The organism is Pedobacter nutrimenti (assembly GCF_032678445.1).
Classification (GTDB): domain Bacteria; phylum Bacteroidota; class Bacteroidia; order Sphingobacteriales; family Sphingobacteriaceae; genus Pedobacter; species Pedobacter nutrimenti_A.
The window spans coordinates 65,030-85,674 of sequence record NZ_JAVTSQ010000005.1; the positions used below are offsets into that span (position 1 = coordinate 65,030).

General features: G+C 41.1%; 11 protein-coding genes and 1 pseudogene. 5 read left to right on the plus strand and 7 right to left on the minus strand.

Features of this window, described 5'->3' with window-relative positions:
- The first annotated feature begins 195 nt into the window (after positions 1-195).
- Positions 196-2,481 (plus strand): gliding motility-associated C-terminal domain-containing protein, encoded by a 2,286-nt coding sequence (locus R2S08_RS09865; protein ID WP_316835019.1) that lies wholly within the window; start codon positions 196-198, stop codon positions 2,479-2,481.
- A gap of 71 nt (positions 2,482-2,552) precedes the next feature.
- On the opposite strand, the gene R2S08_RS09870 is transcribed toward R2S08_RS09865, so the two are convergent.
- Positions 2,553-4,010: a hypothetical protein gene (locus R2S08_RS09870; protein WP_316835020.1), complete on the minus strand. Its 1,458-nt coding sequence runs from the start codon at positions 4,008-4,010 to the stop codon at positions 2,553-2,555.
- A gap of 276 nt (positions 4,011-4,286) precedes the next feature.
- Here R2S08_RS09870 and R2S08_RS09875 point away from each other — a divergent pair, with 276 nt between their 5' ends.
- Positions 4,287-5,858: a hypothetical protein gene (locus R2S08_RS09875; protein ID WP_316835021.1), complete on the plus strand. Its 1,572-nt coding sequence runs from the start codon at positions 4,287-4,289 to the stop codon at positions 5,856-5,858.
- Between the two features lies 1 nt (position 5,859).
- Here the strand turns inward: R2S08_RS09875 and R2S08_RS28885 are convergent.
- From R2S08_RS28885 to R2S08_RS09885, 3 genes and pseudogenes are all read right to left on the minus strand, one after another.
- A pseudogene (locus tag R2S08_RS28885) lies at positions 5,860-6,342 on the minus strand (SMEK domain-containing protein); the annotation flags it as partial.
- A gap of 61 nt (positions 6,343-6,403) precedes the next feature.
- Complete coding sequence (locus R2S08_RS09880; RefSeq protein WP_316835022.1) at positions 6,404-8,740, minus strand: P-loop NTPase fold protein; 2,337 nt, start codon at positions 8,738-8,740, stop codon at positions 6,404-6,406.
- Between the two features lie 337 nt (positions 8,741-9,077).
- Positions 9,078-9,887, minus strand: coding sequence for an XRE family transcriptional regulator (locus R2S08_RS09885; RefSeq protein WP_316835023.1), 810 nt, complete (start codon positions 9,885-9,887; stop codon positions 9,078-9,080).
- A 73-nt stretch (positions 9,888-9,960) separates the two neighbouring features.
- Here R2S08_RS09885 and R2S08_RS09890 point away from each other — a divergent pair, with 73 nt between their 5' ends.
- The 3 genes from R2S08_RS09890 to R2S08_RS09900 are packed head-to-tail and all read left to right on the plus strand — an operon-like array spanning position 9,961 to position 15,443.
- Complete coding sequence (locus R2S08_RS09890; protein WP_316835024.1) at positions 9,961-10,695, plus strand: Error-prone repair protein ImuA; 735 nt, start codon at positions 9,961-9,963, stop codon at positions 10,693-10,695.
- Position 10,696: 1 nt separating this feature from the next.
- Positions 10,697-12,196, plus strand: coding sequence for a DNA polymerase Y family protein (locus R2S08_RS09895; protein ID WP_316835025.1), 1,500 nt, complete (start codon positions 10,697-10,699; stop codon positions 12,194-12,196).
- Between the two features lie 16 nt (positions 12,197-12,212).
- Positions 12,213-15,443 carry an error-prone DNA polymerase gene (locus R2S08_RS09900; RefSeq protein ID WP_316835026.1) on the plus strand — a complete coding sequence of 1,077 codons (3,231 nt, stop codon included), beginning with the start codon at positions 12,213-12,215 and terminating at the stop codon, positions 15,441-15,443.
- A gap of 26 nt (positions 15,444-15,469) precedes the next feature.
- Here R2S08_RS09900 and R2S08_RS09905 read toward each other — a convergent pair whose 3' ends face one another.
- From R2S08_RS09905 to R2S08_RS09915, 3 genes are all read right to left on the minus strand, one after another.
- Positions 15,470-17,626 (minus strand): ATP-binding protein, encoded by a 2,157-nt coding sequence (locus R2S08_RS09905; protein WP_316835027.1) that lies wholly within the window; start codon positions 17,624-17,626, stop codon positions 15,470-15,472.
- Positions 17,626-19,092 (minus strand): SIR2 family protein, encoded by a 1,467-nt coding sequence (locus tag R2S08_RS09910; protein ID WP_316835028.1) that lies wholly within the window; start codon positions 19,090-19,092, stop codon positions 17,626-17,628. Before R2S08_RS09910 ends, R2S08_RS09905 begins: the two co-directional genes overlap by 1 nt.
- A gap of 222 nt (positions 19,093-19,314) precedes the next feature.
- Entirely contained in the window at positions 19,315-20,529 is a 1,215-nt protein-coding gene (locus tag R2S08_RS09915; RefSeq protein WP_316835029.1) for a hypothetical protein, read from the minus strand.
- Between the last annotated feature and the right edge of the window lie 116 nt (positions 20,530-20,645).

Genomic DNA, 20,645 nt, shown 5'->3' on the forward strand with positions numbered 1-20,645 from the left:
ATCGGTTCCAATTTAATCGAAGTTAGGGTAAAAATCGATGTCAAAAATCATTTTACGATACTAAGTTCGACTTAAATCAGGTTTTTGCAGGGGAATAGATTTGATTTTTATTTGTACTCACCAAGAAAGTGTTCTTTCTTATCGCTGCTTTGGAATTGCTTTACTGGTACTGCCAGGCGCTAAAAACCATAACCTATGAAATATCAATTACTAGCCCTCATCTGTCTTATTACTTGCCCATTTCATTTAAAAGCCCAGGGGGAAAACAATATGTGGACCTTCGGATTTGAGGATAATACGGTCATTAACTTTAATGGCTCGGCTCCCATAGTGAGTGTGCTGCCTTCAGTGGCGGGTGGCAATACGAGTCATTGGGCCGGTGCGGTATGTTATCCGAATGGGCAGCTTCGTTTCTTTGTACGACTGAAATACAATTTCGGTACAACACCGGAATATTACGTCTTTGACGCATTGGGAAATCCAATTGAAGGGAGTGACCTGAATACAGATGCCGGTATGTTGGACTTTTCTATGCCAGTTATTATACCCAGGCCCGGTAATGCCGATCAGTATTATATTTTTCACTGTAAGGACGATGGCCTCAATTACTCGCTTCTGGATATGAGCCTGAACGGTGGCTCTGGTGCTATGGTCAGCTCGGAAAGGAATGTTGCCTTAACGCCACCAGGATCAGTATTTACCCGTTTGATCACTGGCATTAAAAGTTGCGATGGCTCCTGGCTTGTTATTCGCTCTCAAACAACAAATGAATTTTATAGTTACCATATCAAGGCCTCGGGAATCGATACACAAAAGATAACTTCCATTGTGGGAAATTTTCCATTGTTAGACTATACTTTTGGCGGTTTTTTTAAAGCCTCACCTGATGGTTCGATGCTGGCGACAACGAATTGGGCGGGCGTGGAGTGGTACGATTTTGAGCAGTGTAGTGGGGTTGTGAAAAATGCCAGAGTATTAGATACCACTGGAAATCCTCCACTCTATCCTGGCGCAGCCTTCTTCCTACCAACCTTTGGACACTTTACCGGGGTATGCTTTTCTCCAGATAACAGTAAACTCTATGTAACGAAAAATCAGTTTATCAACTATGAGGTAGCTCCTGGTGAACTGTACCAGTTCGACCTAAGTCAACCTGGTTTAACAAACATCATCAATTCAAAGGCCTTGATTATGACGAATCTTCCTGCTTACGGTGCAGATATCTCAGGTTCCTGTTACCAAGTTACCCCAAATCCCTTAGGCGAAATTAAAGCCGGGCCGGACGGGCATCTATACATAGATAACGGTAGTTTCAATTGCCGTGATACAGCAAATGTACCTCCCGGTTTCAATCCCGCCCCTGGATTTCATGCTATTGATGCCCCTAACAATCCGGGGTTAAGTTGCTTGCCGGTATTTAATAGAATTGTAATTCCTAATGGACGGGAGTTCTACTCTTCAGGTTATGCCGTTTCGTATTTATCCAATCAGATAGTCATTGCTCATCCGAACATCGATACGATCCAGGGAACAACCTATTATCGGACAGCCTGTTTCACCGACAGCCTCTTATTGCTTGCTGACACAAGCGGTCATTGCCTGAAATGGGATAATTCCGGTACTGAAGGCAGAAGAATGGTATATACTCCCGGTCGGTATTACGTGCACTACTTTAAGAATTGTAAATACATAACAGATACATTTAAGGTAACTTTTGAAAAGGCACCAACATTAACCATAAACAGCCATAGCTGCCCTGAAAGACCTAGTGGAAATATACTTCTGAGTAATGGCTCGGATACGGGGACTTTTAGGGCCATTTGGAAAGACGGTGCCGGTAGTGTTATTAAAGATCATTTCAGTTCTGTAACGGATATGCTTAACGGCCTCCCGGCAGGTAATTATTCGGTGGAAATAAAAACCGCATCAGGATGCGATACTGTTCTACACACCCAACTGATCGAATACCCCTCAGTGCAACTAACGATATCCCCGAGAGACACCATAATTCGATATGGAGATAGCATTATACTGCATGCTTCAGGTGCTTTTCTGTACACATGGTCACCAACAAGCCCGCTGGATACCGCAACCAAGTCAAATCCCACAGCCAGGCCCTTGTATCCAACATTATTTACAGTTTTAGGGATAGACCAGAATGGGTGTACAGGTAATGGAATGATCAACATAGATATTGATTACAGCATGCCCGATATGGCACCAAATGCCTTCTCTCCCAACGGAGACGGTTTAAACGATATTTTTAGAATAGAAGGTATAAGGTTCCAGAAATTAAACCGCTTTTCTGTTTACAATCGTTATGGACAGCAGATATTTTCAACAATGGACCCGGCAAAGGGTTGGGACGGGAACCATAATGGGAAACCATGTGATCCGGGAATTTATTACTACTTAATCGAACTGGCTTACCCCAATAGTAAAACGAAAGTCCTTAAAGGTGATGTAACCCTGATTAGATAGTTAGTCCGCTTAATTGTGCGTTGCTTGGTTAAAAGGCGTCCGGTGTCTACCGGATGCCTTTTAGATTTTAATTATTGACAGTACACGGTATTTTGTGGACACCAGCCAGTCCATCCCTGGCTAAAATCGGTTGATCCGAATGCCCCTCTATAGTTTACTTGACTGAATGCACTACTGGTATCCCAGGAATAATTCGGCGCACTAAGAGATGTTGTACCTAAGATGAAATTCTGGCTAAATCCTGCTGCACAATAGTTACTGCAAAATGACCCATCATAACCTAACGTTGCAACGCTAAATTCGTTACCGGTTTCGCTACAGGAAGGTGTAGGTCCGGTGATCCAGTTGGCGATACTTGTTCCGCAACCGCCAGAAGCAGACCAGGACAGTGGCGAGGTAAAGGCATATGGCGTAGTAGTAGCATTATGGAGCGAATTATAAGAGAATTCCAAATTATTGGACGAAGTTTGTGCGACCGACGTAGGGCCTTCCAATATGATTCCTCTTCCGTTCCAGGATGAAATGACTGAGTTGTAAATCTTTGCCGCGCCATTATTGAAAAACCGCACAGCGTATTGGAAATTGGCGTTTACAGTCGTTGATCCGCAATATTTGGGTCCCATTACAGTCAGGTTGCTGATCACAGGCATGGTTAAAGGCGTATTGGTAGAAACCCCGGTAAGCTGATTAGTGATGTTTAACCCATAGGCAGCAGTTGGCGGCGCTGCAGCGGCATCCAGCCGCATTGCTCCGATGAACTGCATATTTCCCTGGTACCCGTAAGACAATTGGTAATCCATCCGCTGCGCATTATAACTGAGTATATTGGTCAGTTTTACTTTCCCGCCAAAAACGGCCAGTCCGTCGTTTAAAGGATTGGTAACCTGAATATGATCCACGGTTGTTCCGGTTCCTACAGAATTGAGCAATAACGCAGCCCTGGAAATATCATTGGTATTTGCAACTGCCCCCGCGTAATGGAGTTGTACATATTGAATGCTACCAGAATTATCCGTGTTATTCGTTCCCCCTCCCGCATAAGTAGCACATCCCAGGTCTACATTCAAGGAATTGGAATTATTGTTATTGGCTTGTCCAAAAACGCGAAGCCCACCCCAGTCGCCTGGCTGTCGGCTACCCGGAGCTTGGTCCGAAGTGAAAATGACAGGATTGCTTACTGTTCCTATTGCATTTAATTTCCCACCTCTTTCTACAATAAGAAAGCTTTTACCACCTGCTGTCGGCGCCTTCATTCCCTGAAGGACAGTGCCTGCCGGGATCGTCAGGGTAACACCAGACTTCACCGTAACGCAGCCATCCAGCTTATAAATAATAGTATTAGACAGTGTCCTGTTAGCCGTTATATTTCCGGAAAGAGTTTCATAGGTACAGGCCAGTAAGGCATTTGGCCCGGAAGAACGGCCACCAGGACCATTAAAAGAACCATTACTTTCATTAGCCTTTTTGCAGGCGTAAAAAGCAGCTCCAATCCATAGGATTGCGAGTGCTGCCAGGTATATTTTTTTCATGATGTTTGGATTTTCGTGGATTCATAATACTGTTTAAGTTTTGAGTTGGATAAAAGGTTGAAGAGCATCATTACTGCTTTTTATACATTAAGGAGGATGCCGAAGCAGGTCAACAGCAGGTAAATAAAGAAGAAGAATTTTTGTTCCGAGGCGTTTCATAGGTAGGGTAATTAGCAGAGAAAACTCTCTGTAAATGTGTACCCTAAAATTAGACAGCAGATGCCCTTGATATAGAACAAACCGCCTTGGAATAAACTGAATCCACTGAAATGATAAATGAATACACCTTTATTCAACATGAATCCCCATCTAGAAAAAACGAATGACAATGCCGAGTTAAAAGCTATAATATTCTATATTAGTACTCGAATTAACCTCAACCCCATACCTCTTATGCCTAATACCTTGCTAAATCAGTACTTCAAATTGCACCCAGTCGGACAAGGCTTTTTTTATACCTGTACTATTAAGTCACCAAATGCTGTGAAACCATTTAGGTTCGTTTTTGATTGTGGCAGTTTAAACAAGAAGAACGCTGAAGTTGAAGTTGATCAATATTTAAGACATAATTTTCCCAGCGTGGAAAAGACTTTGGATTTGCTCATCATCTCTCATTTTGACGAAGATCATATCAATTTTCTACCACGTCTCCTAAAGGAAGTTCAAGTAAAGAAGATCATAGCGCCTTTTATTTCCTTAGAAGAACGATTAGTGCTTGCATTAAGAGCGAAAGCATACCAAAAACGGGGCAAGGCCAACGAAATGGATGATCAGACCTTAACTGATATTTTAGATCCTAATAGTTTGCTTAGATATTTGGGGAACGAAGGAGAATTGATCCTTGTTGAGAGCGACCCTGATCCTACTCCTTTTGGTATAGAGGAAGAAACGGACTTTAAGCCGGGTAGAGACATAAATCAATCTGAAATTACTTTTGGTTTCCCTTTAAACCAGGTGATTTCTCAAAAAAAACATAAAGACGCAAGAGGTACAAAGGAACAAAAAAGAGTTAAGGACTCCCATAAAGGGTCGGTAGCCATTAATGATATTTCAATTATGGACTTCCTGTTTTATCGGAAGCAAATTGGTACTGCTGATACCGCGTTCTTCAAAAAAGTTTATGAACTATTTATACAGCATCACGCCATGGAATTTAAAGAACCTGAAAAGCCAACAATCGATGAAATCATTAGTGCGGTAAAAAAGGTCAGTTCAGCGAAAGAAGTAAAGGATCTTTTTAAGAAAGCAGCCAAGACAATAAAAGGGATTTCAATAAATGTATCTGATCTTACCGACATGAACACAACAGCACTTTGTCTCCTGCACCATAATCCCAAAGCACTATATAGGAATCTTCGTAATGCAGCCCGTCCTAAAAAAATACTTGCACACTTTCAATTTGCTGGGATTGCGAAAAATAATTCCGTTGGATCAAATGTAGAAGAAAATACGCTGAACAAGACCTGGCATGAAAATTTTGAAATAGAATCACCATACAATTCCTTACAAGTTCCTAATACATTGCTCACGTCTGATTCATTTCTATTGAAAGAAAAAGACGTAGATGCATTCAAAAAAAGGTATGAGTATTATTGGAACCAGTTCTGGTTGTTTCAAATACCGCATCATGGAGCAGAAAGAAATGCAGACCAAACACTTTTGAAACTCATTCCGGCTCACGCTTTTGGATTCATCAACTATGGCATACAAAAAACATGGGGTGGGATTTGGAGGCATCCATCTCCTAAACTACTTGAAAATCTCATGAGGACAGATATACAATTGGCATTTCTTAGAATTAACGAAAATGCCGGACTTGAATTTGATTATAGTATTTTTCAAGACTAGATCAGGCTCCAAGCGTTTTAATAGCTCTGACAGCACTCTCCCCTAAAACGGAGTCATTGGATAGTTTTCGTAAAAGAGGGAGATCAGAGAAATCCCTATATCTTTCCAATAACGCTAGGGAGTGTAATGCAATTTCATCCTCCTTTTTATTGCCAACGACGTTTTTTTTATAGCCAGGCTTTTGCAAAGATATTCTACATAACTGCGCTATTTCATTTGAAAAAACTTTAGACATGGTAACAGTTTTCACGTCGGCTATCTTGTTCCCGTAATTTGACTCCCTTAATGAACGTTCTGATTGCCAAACACAATCAATAACAAATTCCTGTCGCAACTTATTTAAATCTTTGAGCTGATAACCATATAGCAGATTAAGCAAATGCTGAGCTGTACCTTCAGATATTCTATTGATATCAAAGTAATCGACTGAATTTGATAGCTTTACTCTTGTAGTCCATGTGGTAATCAGGTATATGATCTCGTTTTTATATTGTTTCTCTTTTGGCTTATTATATCGTTTAAACGAAGTATTCTAAGCTATATAATTATGATTCATCTTCTGACTCGCCAGACCTTTTGGGCTTCAGTATAGTTTTGAAATCGTAGACTATATATTCATCAAAATCTTCTAACCTGCACCGGTCAAAAAAATCGAGATATTCTAAACGAACATCCTCAGCGATAAAGCTATTGGTTTCTGCGACTTTTCTTAAATCATCTTCATTTTCAAAGATCGCAAGTATTTCCGGATGGATGCACGCAATGCCCTTTTCCCTCATCTCGGTTTTGATACTATCCGACAAAAATTGGGTAGGGTCCTTTTCCTGAAGTGCTTTACGCAAATATTCTACTATGGAAAGCTCAAAGCGCCAATGCTTATAAATCTTTCCAGGTTCTGGTCCTGGTGTATTGTAATGCTCCCGAATACCCCACATCAACCATAATCCGTCCTTGGTAAATCCATACCTATCTATGTAATCGATGAGATAGCGCAATTGAAAAGAGACGAGTTCATCATTTTCTAACCCTATCTTTTGATTGCCCATTTTTACATCATAGATTAATTGGTTATGAAAGTTATATGGACTGGGTGCATTCTCAAATAATCCCTTTAAAAATTGCTGGTATGCGGTGGGGATATCTTTATAAAATTTCTTAGTTACCAAGCCTTCATAATCCCATATCATATCTATCAAAGACTGGTTATCGAAAGACCTATATCCTTTGTACTCAAGGTATTTAGGACCTAGGTAAAAAATACCGCTAATAATTAGCTCAAATTCATCCCTGGCAGTTGACTTCTCCTGAAATAATCTAGTCAATATCTGAACATGCAGCTTTTTCTCTAAACAGTTATCTATATATTCCTTTACTTTCTCTAATCCTGTTTTAATTGCTATCTGAAACTCCCTCTCAGATATTTCGTTGCCAAGCCTAAATCGGAAATACCTTTCAAAAAACAGGGGATTTATAATAGAGTTTTTTGTGTCATTCTCAGTGAAGCTACTGAAAAGGTTACTTAATAATCCGCCAATAAGAACTTTATCTTCATTAGAATAATCTCCATCCAGGAAATCCAAAGCTGCCGGCCTTTCCCTGTCACCGTCTTTTACCAGAAGAAGCTCAAACTTTTCCCTATGACTTGCTCTAACAGGGACTATTCTTATAAATTTCTCCGAATTATTGTATAACAGATCATAGACTATGGGAAATCTGAATTTAAGTAATTCCAGTACGAAGAGGTTTTCAAAAAGAACCTCTTCACCTAATAAACGATAAGGGATAACAAATGAGTTGATAAATTTTATTACATCCCTGGAATGACGAAAGACAGTTTTGTAACTTAGGTCGAACAAATTCTTGAATCCATATCGAATAACCCTTTTTTCGAGAGTGGTCAGGTCTGCTGGAATTAAGATTTTTTCCAGATACTTCCTTAAAAGATTAAGCAGATCATCTTCTTCGCGTTTAGGTAATGGGATTTCCAATTGCATTATTTTATCAAGATAACTTGTTGTTGCTTTGATATTTAAGCTTTTAATGGCCTCCTGGACGTACCCCTTTTCATAGGCTACAATAAAAACTACGTTCGAAAAACTTGCAGTATTTCTGATTAGCTTAAGTACTTCAATAATTTCAGTACTGTATAAGCGATCAAGGTCATCAATAGCAATTACAATTTTTTTTGATGATTTTTTTAATATCTCGTCGATCGTCTTGTGGTCGTCATTGTAACCATCGGTATAAAATAAATTACTTAGAAAACCGATTCTTTTGTAAATTTTCTCAGCCCAGGTATCCACCTCTCGAAGCTTGCGGGAATAACTAAGAATAAGATGAGAAAGCTTAGGGTCAGTTTTACTTAGATGGTTGGCCATAAGATCAAAAAAATCTTTTTGAATGTTTGGCGTATTTTCAGCACTCCAAGGATTGAAATCGATCATTTGCGCCGATCCTTCTAAATTGAGTTTAATAAGATTAATAAAGGAAGTTTTGCCACTTCCATATTCACCTAGAATACCAATCGCAAAAGATTTTCTATTTTTCGTTTCAGATATTAAAGATGCAATTTGCTTGGCAACCACATTTCGTTGAAAACTGTCTTCAATTATTTCTCCTATCGGCCTTTCTTCAACAAATCCAGCATTACTTTCTGGAATACTTTCTCTATCACCTTTTTTTAACGAGAATAATACCTTTATTCTGGGCAACACGATAGAGGCAACAATGAAATCCCATAGATAAACCTGATCATAAAACATTGCCGGAGTAAACCGCCAATAAGGATTGAACCGTTGAATCAGATAAAATAATAAGATTAGCTCAGCAAAGCCTACTCTATATTCAAGGTCGCTTACGATCCAAAACCAAGTGAAAATCATTATGCTGGAAATAATGATCAACGTGTTGGTAAGGACGTTGCTTTCAATTTTCGAGAATAAGTGTTCAACTAGCACATTATTCAATGTTACATTGAGTGATGCATTAAAAACGATTAGGGCGCTGCAGCCCAGAATTACGATTAATAGAATTCTGTAGGAAGCTTTATTGAACACTGAAATGAGATAAGAGGTTAAGTTAAATTATTGCAGTAGGATTATTGCCCTGATCTGGTTTTACAATTTTATAAAATTCTGGTCATAAATGATCTAATAATGTACCAAATTATTATAACATATCTTTTCTATTGTACACACTGAATGTTTGGTTGGCAACAGCCTAATTACTTTTTTCTTTAATAAAGGTAACATCACCTTGTATTTCCCTTAAAGCCTTTGCTATAGTTTGCAGGTCGGGTGATATGTCAGGTATAGTTTCAGAAACGAAACGCTGAAATTCCCAGAGTTCCAGGACGTCAGAGACTGACACGATATAAGGCTGATATTGGGTATTTAGAGATTCAAGGAGCAAACCATTATTCTGCAAGGTCACCTGCTTAAATACAAAGTCCTGTTCTGCTTTTAAAATAACAATACATACTGTTTGCGGCTTGATGCTGCCCCAGTCCTGGATATAGCGACAGATTACATCGCTACCTTCCGGTATGGGCAGCATAGAATCGCCAGTGGTCGGGAACATCCTGTAGGTCCATCCTATGGGCAGGTTTGGTAACGTGAATTTGGGTAAAGTGCCAACGTATTCAGGATCATTAAGCCCGGCCCTATAACCTGCCTTTGCCTTAATCGGTACATACTCCGCGTTCTCTTTGTTGTCCTTATCCACCGTTATCGCCAGTACCCGAAGGTTGCCTCCCATCATGTAGACATCGTTTCCGGCCTCCAGTTCCCGGAGTTTCAATTCGCCTAGCCTGGAAAGGTCTATTCTCAGTAAACTGTCAATGCTGATCTTAAAATATTCCGAAAGGTTAATAACATCTTCAAACGGGGGAGATTTTGTTTGCCCGTTTTCTATTGCGCTCAGTTTGGAGCGTTTGATTTCCAATGCAAAAGATAGCTCTTCCTGGCTCATTTTTTTGCGTTCTCGCAAAAATTTCAGGTTGCTTCCGAAAAATATTTTTGGAGTGTTCATTTCCTATTGCTATTATTGATGTCAACACTTTGACATTAATAGTGTCAAATGTAGGCATTTAATTTTAATTATCATGGAACGTGCAGCGACAAAAAGTGAGATCGTAGAAAAACTACAACAGCAGATCCTTTCCATGCAAGGCTTCCGGCAACCTACAGCACAACAGGTAAGTACCGGCCTTGGCCCTTTAGAGGCCGCTTTTCCCAACAAGGTATTTCCTACCGGTGTCATTCATGAATTTTTAAGTCCTATAGCTGAAGATGCAGCGGCCACCACCGGGTTTATGGCCGGACTCTTAAGCAGGCTGATGGCGCAGGGCGGCCCCTGCTTATGGATTGGCACCAAGCGGACGCTCTTCCCTCCTGCTTTAAAGCTATTTGGTGTCGATCCTGACCGGATCATTTTCATAGACCTGGTAAAAGAAAAGGATGTGTTATGGACCATCGAAGAAGCATTAAAATGTGATGCGCTCTCCGCAGTGGTAGGCGAAGTAAGCGAGATCAGCTTTATGGAATCCCGCCGCCTCCAGCTTGCCGTGGAACAAAGCCGGGTAACGGGAATGCTGCGCTGCTATCATCCGGATAAGATCGGTAATACGACCAGCGTTGCCCGTTGGAAGATAAGCTCGCTTACCAGTGCGCTCGAAGAGGATATGCCTGGTGTTGGGTACCCCCGCTGGAATGTGGAGCTTTTAAAGGTCCGCAATGGTAAACCCGGTACCTGGCAGTTTCAATGGGCGAATAATTACTTCCAGCATTTAAGCCAGCCTGCGCCGGTATCAAAAATAGTAATGCAACAAACCGGGTAGTATGGAAAAGCGATTTATCAGCATATGGTTCCGCCATTTAACGACCGACTGGCTTAGCCTCCTGAAACCGGAACTGCAGGACATCCCTTTTGTTTTGGCAGCCCCTGAGCGTGGCCGTAAGATCATCAAAGCGGCGAGTGCTTCTGCCCAGGCTTTAGGTATTGAACCGGGTACAGTGGTCGCCGATGCAAGGGCCATCCTTCCCTCCTTGCAGGTATTTGAAGATGAACCGGAAAGGGCGGGCAAGCTGTTGAATGCCCTAGCAGAATCGTGTATCCGGTACACGCCCATTGTAGCCATTGACCTGCCTGATGGGCTGATACTTGATATCAGCGGCTGCGCACATCTTTGGGGCGGGGAACGCGCTTACCTCAAAGAGATCATTACCAAATTTAAAAGCTCCGGTTACCAGGTACGTGCTGCAATAGCCGATACTGTTGGTACTGCCTGGGCCATTTCCCGCTATGGGCAGATCAAGGCCATTATCGAACAAGGGGCGCAAGCAGAGGCCCTCGCTCCCTTGCCCCCGGTTGCCTTGCGACTGGAACCGGCTATACTGGATAGGATGCACAAATTGGGACTTTACCAGATACGGAGTTTTATGACCATGCCCCGCAGCACCTTGCGCAGGCGCTTTGGTCAATTGCTATTAGACAGGCTGGCCCAGGCCTTGGGCGAAGTAAAGGAACCTATTGTTTCCATACAACCCGTAGAACCTTATCAGGAACGTTTGCCTTGCCTGGAGCCGATCCGCACTGCTACAGGCATTGAAATTGCCCTGAAAAGGCTCCTGGAAACCTTATGCCTGCGCTTGTTACAGGAAGGCAAAGGTCTTCGCAAGGCCATTCTAAAAGGCTACCGGATAGATGGCAAGATGCAACAGATAGAAATAGGCACTAATTATCCCGCACGAAGTGTAGCCCATTTGTTTAAGCTCTTTGAGTTAAAGATCAGTACCATAAAACCAGGGTTAGGCATTGAACTGTTCTTGTTGGAAGCGCCGGTTGTGGAAGCGCTCACCCAGGAGCAAGAAACCTTATGGAACATTACCCAGGGTTCGGAGTATAAAGTGGTCATGAATTTACTTGACCGCATCGGGGTACGGGTAGGCATGGATACCATTCATCGTTACCTGCCCGATGAACACCATTGGCCGGAGCGGTCCGTAAAACTGGCTGCGTCTTTGCAAGAAAAAAATCCCCTGGCCTGGCGAAGCGATCTGCCGCGCCCTATCAATCTTTTGCCGCGACCAGAACACATTGAGGTAACCGCTCCCATACCGGATTATCCGCCAATGCTCTTTCGCTACAAAGGGAAGATACATAAGATCAGTAAGGCAGACGGGCCGGAACGCATAGAGCAGGAATGGTGGCTCCAGCAGGGTGAGCACAGGGATTACTACACCGTCGAAGATGAAAGCGGGTCGCGTTACTGGTTGTTTCGCCTGGGGCATTATGGGGCCGATAACCCCGAATGGTTTTTACATGGATTTTTTGCCTGAATAAAAAGAAGGAAAGATGAGTTATACAGAGTTACAGGTAACGACCAATTTTACTTTTCTTCGGGGTGGTTCCCATCCCGAAGAAGTGGTGCAGCAAGCGGCTGCCCTGGGTTATACCGCAATTGCGGTTACCGATCATAATACAATGGCCGGCATTGTCAGAGCACATGTTGAGGCGAAGGCAAAAGGTATCCGGTTAATACCAGCCTGCCGTCTCAATTTACTTGATGGCCCAAGCCTCCTTGCTTACCCTACTGACAGGGATGCTTATGCCAGGCTATCGGGACTCCTTACAGAAGGCAATCTTCGTACGGAAAAAGGAGCATGCCATTTATACAAGGCAGATGTGTACCAGTATGCCGAAGGGATTAAGTTTATTGTTACTCCCCCCTATAACTTAAATGCCCGCTTTGATTTCGATGAGGATTTTAAAGCATCGCTTATAGAGTATAAGAAAGCGTTGGGTTCAGCGCTTTATATTGCTGCGATCCGCTCGTACCAGGCTGACGATATAAAACGCCTTTTTCGTATTAGCCAGCTATCGGAGCAAACAGGTATCCCAATGGTGGCGACAAACGATATCCATTATCATGACCGTGACCGTCGCGAGTTACAGGATATTGTAACCTGCACCCGTGAGAAATGTACGATCTATAATGCCGGTTTTAAGCTGTTCCAGAATGCGGAGCGGTATATGAAGCCGATCCCGGAAATGATCCGTTTGTTCCGGCAGTATCCGGATGCCATTGCACGGACACAAGAGATCGTGTCTGCCTGTACCTTTTCATTGGACAGCCTGAAATATATCGAACCGGAAGAGAAGATCATTGACGGGCTTACGCCGCAGCAACGTTTAGTTCAATTTACCTGGGAAGGCGCACATAAGCGATATGGTGCTGTCATTCCGGATAAGGTCAAAAAACAGCTTGCGTTTGAACTTGCTTTTCTGGAAAGGCGTAAGCTGGCCCCTTATTTCTTGCGGGTGTACAAATATACCCAGGAGGCACAGGCACGTAGGATTCTCTACCAGGGCCGTGGCTCTGCTGCCAATTCAACGGTCTGCTATTGTTTAGCCATTACGGCTGTAGACCCTATGAAATCCAGATTGCTCTTCTCCCGGTTCATGTCGGACGCCCGCGAGGAATGGCCGGATATCGACGTGGACTTCGAGCATGAACGCCGGGAAGAAATTATCCAGTACATCTATGAAGACTATGGACGGGAACACGCGGCGATTGTGGCAACGGTAACACAGCTACATTGGAAGGGCGCGGTGCGTGATGTGGGCAAGGCAATGGGCTTATCTGTTGATGCGGTTGACCGCTTGTCTAAATCAGGATATGAGCTTACACAAGAATGGCTGGAGGGAAAATCCGGTTCAAGTGAAGGCTTTGATCCTAATGACGGGCATCTGATAAAGGTATTGGAACTAACGCAGCAATATAAAGGGTTTCCCCGCCAATTAGGTCAGCATACCGGTGGCTTTGTGATCACTGATAACCTGCTTTCTGATATATGCCCGATACTCAACGCCCGAATGGAAAACCGGACACAGTTGGAATGGAACAAGGACGACCTGGAGGCATTGGGCATTCTGAAGGTAGACATATTGGCCCTCGGCATGCTCACCATGATCCGTAAAGCATTCGATCTGGCTAAAGATCATTATGGCCTTGACCTTACCCTTGCCAATATCCCGCAGGATGATCCGAAGGTTTATGAGATGATCAGCCATGCCGATACGATCGGTGTTTTCCAGATCGAAAGCCGGGCGCAGATGTCGATGCTCCCGCGTTTACGCCCCAAATGCTTTTATGACCTGGTGATCGAAGTGGCTATTGTGCGGCCTGGGCCGATCCAGGGCGATATGGTGCACCCTTACCTGCGCCGCAGGAACGGGGAAGAACCTGTAGTATTTCCCTCTAAAGAACTCGAAGAAATACTCGGCAGAACGTTAGGGGTACCGCTTTTTCAGGAGCAGGCTATGGAGATAGCTATTGTTGCAGCAGGCTTTACGCCTGCCGAAGCGGATCAATTGCGGCGTAGCATGGCATCCTTTAAAGCCAATGGTAAGCTGCACCTATATGAAAAGAAACTGGTAGATGGCATGGTGGCCCGTGGCTATGAGGAAGATTTTTCAAGACGGGTCTTTAAGCAGCTTCAGGGCTTTGAAGGCTATGGTTTCCCCGAAAGCCATTCCGCTTCCTTTGCCTTGTTGGTCTACATATCTTCCTGGCTGAAGTACTATTATCCGGAAATTTTTGCTACCGCATTACTTAATAGCATGCCGATGGGCTTCTACCAACCGGCCCAGATTGTTATTGATGCGAAGAAACATGGCGTGGAGGTGCTGCCGGTCGATATTAATTACTCCCACTGGGACAATATCCTTGAAGCGCGTACCGGCAAATATTACAAGGTAAGGCTTGGTTTTCGCCAGGTAAAAGGATTACGGGAGGATGATATGCAGGTATTGGTATCGGCAAGGCATAAAGCCTATACCAGTATTCACGTATTATTGGACGTTGGTGTCTCTATAGCCACATTGGAGCGGTTGGCTGATGCCGATGCCTTCCGGTCTATTGGCCTTGACCGCCGTCAAGCCTTATGGGAAGTTTCTGCGTTAAATGACCGTCCTGTTGGTTTGTTTGACGGGCAGCCATCGGAAAGTGATCACGAAAAGCCAGTGTCTTTACCTGTAATGACAGCTTCGGAACATGTGTTGCAGGATTATAGCACCACCTCACTTTCCTTGAAGGCGCATCCGGTCAGCTTTGTTCGAAAACAACTCTTTGCCGGAGGTATCCTGACCACCAAAGAGCTAGACCTTTGGCCAGACGGTACACCGGTACGGGTAGCCGGTCTTATCCTGGTAAGGCAAAGGCCAGGAACGGCGACCGGGGTTTGTTTTATCACCATTGAGGATGAAACAAGCATTGCCAACCTGGTTGTTTTCCCAAAGCTGTTTGATAAGTACCGCAAAGAGATTATACAATCCAAATTACTTATGGTAGAAGGCAAATTGCAACGAGAGGGTGAGGTAACCCATGTTATTGTAAGGCATGTTTACAATATGTCCGGGCTACTGCGGCAACTTAATGTGCCGGGGGGTGGTGATCCCGATGTGCTTACCCCTTCCAGGGCAGACGAGCATCCGGCAGAGGATTATAAAACCAAGGATAAACGGGTGCAGGTTACAAAAGCAATACAGGGCGAGATTTTTCCGGCAGCGAGGAATTTCAAGTGATTATATAATATCACCTTGTTATTGCCCTATTTTTCTAACTTATCACTAGATTCTGCTTTTTTTGACGGGTCATATTTTTCTCCCTTTTCCCACGCCTTTGCAATTGCTACATAATTTGGAAAATCCTTAGATAAATCAATTGTCCAGTTTTCAATGAATTTTGGATTATTGCTATTAGGCCTTGGATTAGCTGTATTCATTTTAGCCTGGACAGGTGTTCTTACGGCATCACCCATAATTACAACATGTTGCTGGGGTAAAATTGGTAATTGTTGAAGTATATCTTCATTAGCGGCAGAAACTAATTGCCTAACATATTTTTGGTCTTCGGGATTTTGAAGCCTATGAATAATAAAAGAGTTACATTGAGATAATACAGTCTTTGATAATTCGGAGGGTCGTTGACTTGAAACCAATAATGATATTCCATATTTTCGGCCTTCCCTTGCAATACGTTCAAAGACTTTTTTGGCTATTGATTCTCTATCGCCACGGTTTTTCTCAGGAATGTAATTTTGTGCCTCTTCAAGGGCAATAACCATTGGAAATTTACCCCGATCATTTTCAGGAAAACGTGATACAAATTCCAAAATCAGCCTTCCAATTAACCCTGTCACTGTTTCTAAAACTTCATACGGCAGTAGGGACATATCAATTATTGTGACCTGACTAGGCTTGCCTTCAACTAACTTTTCATAATCTGTTTTGGCTAATTGTGCATTATAAAAATCAGTAAACAAATCTGTATCTCCAGTTTGATATACTTTACAAAAGTCACCTAAAATAAAAGAAATAAATTTCGCTAAAGCATTTGTAATTTCTTCAGTTTGGTTAAGCAGCAAAGGTTGCGAAATTCTCTCATCACTTAGATAGGATTGCAATCTTAGCCTTAATGTTGAAACAAACTCCCTTAATCTGTTTCCAGAATTTTCTTGTTCACTAATCGCTTCATCAAAAAATCTTTCTACTAAATCATTAAAATTAAAATAAATTGGTAGATCAATATTTCTTTCTTCCGCTACTTCAATATTTCTAATTGAAATATTATAAAGCGATATCTCAACCTTAATACTTGCACTGCTATCAGTAAGGACTTGAGTACTAACATTCCCATTAACGTATTGACCAGGTTTGGTTAGATTGGCTTTCTGCGCAAAAATATTGTTCAAAGCTGTCAAAATTGGACTCTTATCAAAATCTGTTGCTAAAGCGGTCAATTCAGTTATAAAAGATTCTAGTTCGGAAAATATTGTATTCTTAATTTTGAAATTATTCTCCTCACACTCATTTATTATTGTTTCTAGTCTCGAAATATAAGCTTGAGGTATTAGCCTCTTGACTGTTGCAATAGTTTGGTTTTTTGCTAATCCTAATGCTCTTTTGAAAACAGGCGCCTGTGTACCTGATGTTGGTTCAAACAGAAAATCAAAATCTGAAAAATTCATAAACCAAAATGGCACTTTCATACCACTTTTGTCTATGTGAAATGGATTTACTAGTTCAAGGTTTTTATATGGGTTTTCTTTCGTGCCTTGAAAAGCTTGTTTATACTCCCCGTTTGTGTCAAATATTAAGATATGAGCATTTTGAAGTTTTTTCCCATTAAATTCGAAATCAAACAAGCTTTGAATAATCGAAGCAAATGTGCACGATTTACCAGAACCTGTATTTCCTAAAATTGCAGCATGTTTACCAAAAAGTCTATCGGGGTTAATTTTGATTTTATAATCAGAAAAAGCAGGTGAGGTACCAATGGGCAGGTAATAGTCTTCTTCAAAATTGATCTCTTCTTTTTCATTTTGATCAAAAATATTATTCAAATCCTGTCGAGTGACATACCATACCGGGTTATCTAGTATAGGGTAATTGTAAACACCTTGAACATATTTTCCACTATTTTCAATTGTTCCAATCATTGTAGCTACCAAATACCTCGCAGATTTAGTTAGGAAAATAGCTTCTTTGCTTTTTCCCAAATCTGTCTCATCGATAGCTCTTACACTTGTAACCATTCCCACTATCTTATCAGCCCCGATTGGTATGATAACGTAAGAATTAATTCTGGCTACTTCATAAATATCCTCAAAGCCACTTTTATACAAGCTTTTCAATTCATCATCTAGCCTTATTGATACGCGAAAGCTATCCACCAGAATAACCTTACCTATATTTCTTTCGCTCATTATTTTGCGGTATTTGACGATGGAAGATCAGTAGTTGTTATATCATTTTCATTTGCCTTAAACAAACTATTAAGTGTATCAGCAACTCTGTCGTTATTGTTATCATTATTGAAATTTGGCATCAGGGTATCAGCGAAAGTCAAAAAATCACCGAAAAAATTACCTTCTAAAATGATTACCCTTGGATCATTAAGATCCTTAATTTCTTTTATGTAACTATTTTTTGTACCTGCAAAATCTACAATAATTAGAGTAAAGGTCGGATTTGAGAGAGCCTGATAAATAATGTCATTAAAATGATCGTCTCCAAAAGAATAACCGATCGTAATTAGTACAGACTGAGATTGAGTTATGGTCGAAGCAAATTGTCGAAATAGTTCAGAATATGGTAAATCAAGCGTGTATGATTTCTTAACTGCAGATGGATAAATAATAATCTCCCCTTTCTTATCCAGTTTCTCAATTAATTCTAAGGGCTTTTCTTCGATCCCGTAAAGATTGTTAGCATCTCTTGCTGAAGAATTTACCCAAGACATTGATCCATGCAATTTGATATAACGTACAACTTTTTCTATTCTTTGAACTTTACCTGAGGTGGTTGACCCAGGATAAAAAATGTCATATTCAAATGTTTCAGGTTTAAAAAAACGTTTGTGAAAGCCAGCAAAACCGTCTATGTAATGAACACCGAGTTTATCAAAAGTATATTCAAATGCTAAATCATAGTTTGCTGTAAATATATTAGCGCGCCTCAGATTTAATGGCCTTTGTAAAAGTGCCTTGACAAATTTTTCATGGAAAATATATTTACTTTGGGTTGCTAAAAGCTCTCCTTGTTCCCGTTCCTTATCAAATTCACTTGCCTTCTTTCGGTCAATCACTGTTTGAGAAACATCCCTGTTTTCGAGATCACATACATTGAATAAACCCTCTTTAATGGCTGTAATTAATTCAGCAATTTTATCGGTTCTGGAAATACTCTTATCCTCAGTTAGGATGTAGTCTTTCGCTATTAAAAAATTAAGTATTGTTTCATATTCTGTTGCTATCTCCTTTGTATCGCCATCACGTATAACATCTTTATCAATAATAAACTTCCACCCTCGCTGATCAATAAATTCGTATTCCAAAATACTATCTGTCAAATTTGCCATGCCGTAAGTCAACCGTTCTGCTTGCAGAGATTTAACAGTAGAAATGAGTTCTTCAAAGATACCTTGTTCAGTTTGATTCTTTTCAGCTATATATTGTTCTACCTCATTCGGGAAATTTCTAACAGCTACTGCCCCAAGATGTATCGAAGTACCGGAACCAAACAAAAAACTCACGTTGTCCAGTTCAAGATAATTCTTCAACATAAGCTTTATTTTTTCAATAGCCCTGTCTTGGCTTTCGCTTATCCAATCAGGTAACTTATCAGTATTGCCAAAAAAAAGTTTGTTTTTTTCTGGATCGAAATGCGTCATGAAGTCTGGTTTTATTGGTTAGTTTGGTTTTTTAGTGCTAAAACACATCTATCAAATATACATAACTACTTCATTAATTACTTCTTTATACTTAAAGTATCTTTTCCTTTTGCCGCTCCCCTTTGGGTCGGGCTAATCGCTCCAATTCCTCACTATGCTGCGGAATTACCACTGTTATCCCTAACAGTCTCTCAAATGATGGCAAAGCGAATCCTTAAGATACTAATCCGCAACAGGCGTTGGATAGTAATAATCCCAATCATCAAAATCATTAATGTTAACTTTCAAATGAGACGGTTTAAATGCGTCTTCGAGAATACTGCTATATATAAATTTTGTGAAGGCCGGGTAGTTCTTTATTTTGTCCAGGTCGATCAAATGAATCGCCCCTTTAGTCGTTGAGGCAATAAATGGTAAAACAGCATTTAGCGAATCTAACTTTTCGTAATCAAGCGGTCCTGGCTCAACATTTCGAAGATTATAAAATCTAGTTTGGCCATCAATTTCAAACTCATACGAAATTAGACCTTCAGTTGGTATTAGCTCCATTCGAAAATTGATTTTATTATAGGCCGAATCTTCCTGAAACTGTTCGAAGAGATGCCAGAATTTTTCCCCATTATTCTGCAACATTTTTACCAACCGAGTACAATTACCCAAAAAAATAACCTCCCCCGATATTATTGAAAATCCAGGCCCCGAATTCCCATCACTGAATTGTGTGAATGAGTGACTAAAGTTTAGAAGGCATATAAACTTTCTGTATTGGACATCTGCAAAAGATTGATAAGCTGCGGTTTTTAAAATAAATACCATGAGAAGTTTTTGTGCTTCAAGATCAACTGGAGGAAGAAGTATTTCGCAGGATGGTATATTGCGGTACTCCTTCTTTTTACTTAGTACGGTTGCATTTTGAGCTAGTAGTAATTTCTCCAGATGTGCTAATCTATCTTTAATTTCACTGCTGATGTTATCATCAATCAGGTTGTTCTCCTTTAAGGCGGGAAAATATTTATTTCGTACAGATGGAAATTTTGATATTTCTTCCTGAATATCTGGCCAACTGAAAAATTTTATTTTACGCCCCTTAGAAAGACTGTATGAAATACAAGCATCCTGGATTTCAATGAACTTACTTGTTGTAGTAGCAAAGTACACGCAATTGATATCGTGAGGGAATTTTTCAATCAATTTGGTGGTAGAGGTTAGGTCGGAAGTCAATTCTCTAAGCAATATCTTTTTCGCGCGGTTAATGTCTTTCTTTTTTGCCTGTACGGCGATTTTAAGTTCTGGACTATAAATATCGACCCCAAATTGAGTGTGACCTCTAGAGCCGTACTCCTCAAAGGAGTTGGTTTTGTATATTGAATTAAAGAGATCTTTCAAAAAGGTTTGAAATTGATATTCATCTCCCAATGGTTCATATTGATACTTCATAACACAGATTTACACAAGCAATTTATACAATTTGATGATTTGCACACTATATATTACTACAATATGTATCCGAATGGAAAACGGGAAAGGTTTTCCGCGATAATCCTGAGCACGAT

Excerpts from the sequence above, each read along its gene's own strand:
- R2S08_RS09875 (WP_316835021.1), top strand. The coding sequence starts at position 4,287 with ATGAATACACCTTTATTCAACATGAATCCCCATCTAGAAAAAACGAAT.
- R2S08_RS09895 (WP_316835025.1), top strand. The coding sequence starts at position 10,697 with ATGGAAAAGCGATTTATCAGCATATGGTTCCGCCATTTAACGACCGAC.
- R2S08_RS09915 (WP_316835029.1), bottom strand. The coding sequence starts at position 20,529 with ATGAAGTATCAATATGAACCATTGGGAGATGAATATCAATTTCAAACC.
- R2S08_RS09880 (WP_316835022.1), bottom strand. The coding sequence starts at position 8,740 with ATGATTTTCACTTGGTTTTGGATCGTAAGCGACCTTGAATATAGAGTA.
- R2S08_RS09865 (WP_316835019.1), top strand. The coding sequence starts at position 196 with ATGAAATATCAATTACTAGCCCTCATCTGTCTTATTACTTGCCCATTT.
- R2S08_RS09885 (WP_316835023.1), bottom strand. The coding sequence starts at position 9,887 with ATGAACACTCCAAAAATATTTTTCGGAAGCAACCTGAAATTTTTGCGA.
- R2S08_RS09900 (WP_316835026.1), top strand. The coding sequence starts at position 12,213 with ATGAGTTATACAGAGTTACAGGTAACGACCAATTTTACTTTTCTTCGG.
- R2S08_RS09905 (WP_316835027.1), bottom strand. The coding sequence starts at position 17,626 with ATGAGCGAAAGAAATATAGGTAAGGTTATTCTGGTGGATAGCTTTCGC.
- R2S08_RS09870 (WP_316835020.1), bottom strand. The coding sequence starts at position 4,010 with ATGAAAAAAATATACCTGGCAGCACTCGCAATCCTATGGATTGGAGCT.
- R2S08_RS09910 (WP_316835028.1), bottom strand. The coding sequence starts at position 19,092 with ATGACGCATTTCGATCCAGAAAAAAACAAACTTTTTTTTGGCAATACT.
- R2S08_RS09890 (WP_316835024.1), top strand. The coding sequence starts at position 9,961 with ATGGAACGTGCAGCGACAAAAAGTGAGATCGTAGAAAAACTACAACAG.